General features: G+C 67.2%; 1 protein-coding gene. It reads right to left on the bottom strand.

Going from position 1 to position 1,877, the window contains the following annotated elements; all coding sequences use genetic code 11:
- The coding region (gene acs, locus WS45_RS23775; protein ID WP_059701979.1) for an acetate--CoA ligase at positions 1-1,877 on the bottom strand (1,877 nt) is incomplete at both ends.

The following is a 1,877-nucleotide window of genomic DNA, read 5'->3' as shown; positions in this document are numbered from 1 at the left end:
TTCTCGAGCGTGGACGTGTCCTGCGTGATCGCCTCGCCCTTGGCGAGCGAGCGCAACAGGCGCCGCATGATCTTGCCCGAGCGCGTCTTCGGCAGGTTGTCGCCGAAGCGGATGTCCTTCGGCTTCGCGATCGGCCCGATCTGCTTGCCGACCCAGTCGCGCAGCGTCTTCGCGAGCGCCGCCGCCTCCTCGCCCTCCGGGCGCGAACGCTTCAGCACCACGAACGCGACCACCGCCTCGCCCGTCGTGTCGTCCGGGCGGCCGACCACCGCCGCTTCCGCGACCAGCTCGTGCGAAACCAGCGCCGACTCGATCTCCATCGTGCCGAGCCGGTGACCCGACACGTTCAGCACGTCGTCGATGCGGCCCATGATCGTGAAGTAGCCGGTGTCCTTGTCGCGCACCGTGCCGTCGCCGGCGAGGTAGAGCGTGCCGCCGAGTTCTTCCGGGTAGTAACTCTTCTTGAAACGCTCCGGGTCGCCCCAGATCGTGCGGATCATCGCCGGCCACGGACGCTTGACGACGAGAATGCCGCCTTGCCCGTTCGGTACGTCCTGCCCCGTCTCGTCGACCACCGCGGCCATGATGCCCGGCAGCGGCAGCGTGCACGAACCCGGCACCGTCGGCGTCGCGCCCGGCAGCGGTGTGATCATGTGGCCGCCGGTTTCGGTCTGCCACCACGTGTCGACGATCGGGCAGCGTTCCTGGCCGACGTGCTTGTGGTACCACATCCACGCTTCCGGATTGATCGGTTCGCCGACCGTGCCGATGATGCGCAGGCTCGACAGGTCGTAACTCTTCGGATGAACCTTGTCGTCGGCCTCGGCGGCCTTGATCAGCGAGCGGATCGCGGTCGGCGCGGTGTAGAACACCGTGACCTTGTGATCGTTGATCATCTTCCAGAAGCGGCCGGCGTCCGGCCAGGTCGGCACGCCTTCGAACACGACCTGCGTACCGCCGCACGCGAGCGGGCCGTAGGTGATGTACGTGTGGCCCGTGACCCAGCCGATGTCGGCCGTGCACCAGAACACGTCGGTGGGCTTCCAGTCGAAGGTCCACTTCATCGTCTGCGCGGCCCACAGCAGATAGCCGCCGGTGCTGTGCTGCACGCCCTTCGGCTTGCCGGTCGAGCCCGACGTATACAGGATGAACAGCGGATGCTCGGCGCCGACCCATTCCGGTGCGCACGTATCGGATTCGCCGTCGGCGATCTCGTGCATCCACAGGTCGCGCCCGGCGTGCCAGTCGATCTTGCCGCCGGTGCGGCGATAGACGATCACGCTCTTGACGGCTTCGCAGCCGCCCATGGCGAGCGCCTCGTCGGCGATGCTCTTGAGCGGCAGCGTCTTGCCGCCGCGCGCCTGCTCGTCGGCGGTGATGAGCGCGACCGCGCCGACGTCGACGAGCCGCTCGTTGAGCGATTTCGCGGAGAAGCCGCCGAACACGACCGAGTGCGTGGCGCCGATGCGCGCGCAGGCCTGCATCGCGACGATGCCCTCGATCGACATCGGAATGTAGATGACGACGCGATCGCCCTTGCCGATTCCGCGTTTCTTCAGCGCATTCGCGAAGCGCGATACGCGAGCGAGCAGGTCGGCATAGGTGACGCGCGTGACGGTGCCGTCGTCGGCTTCGAAGATCACCGCGACGCGTTCGCCGTTGCCGGCTTCGACGTGACGGTCGAGGCAGTTGTACGACGCGTTGAGTTCGCCGTCGTCGAACCACTTGTAGAACGGCGCATTGCTCTCGTCGAGCACCTTGGTGAACGGCTTGTGCCAGGTCAGGCCCTCGCGCGCGAGACGCGCCCAGAAGCCTTCGTAATCCTGCTCGGCTTCGGCGGCCAGCGCGCGGTAGGCCGGCATGCCGGAAATGGTCGC

The organism is Burkholderia sp. RF2-non_BP3, assembly GCF_001522185.1.
Lineage (GTDB): Bacteria > Pseudomonadota > Gammaproteobacteria > Burkholderiales > Burkholderiaceae > Burkholderia > Burkholderia diffusa.
Note: the sequence above shows the minus strand (reverse complement) of the source record. Positions and strands in the feature narration are given on the sequence as shown.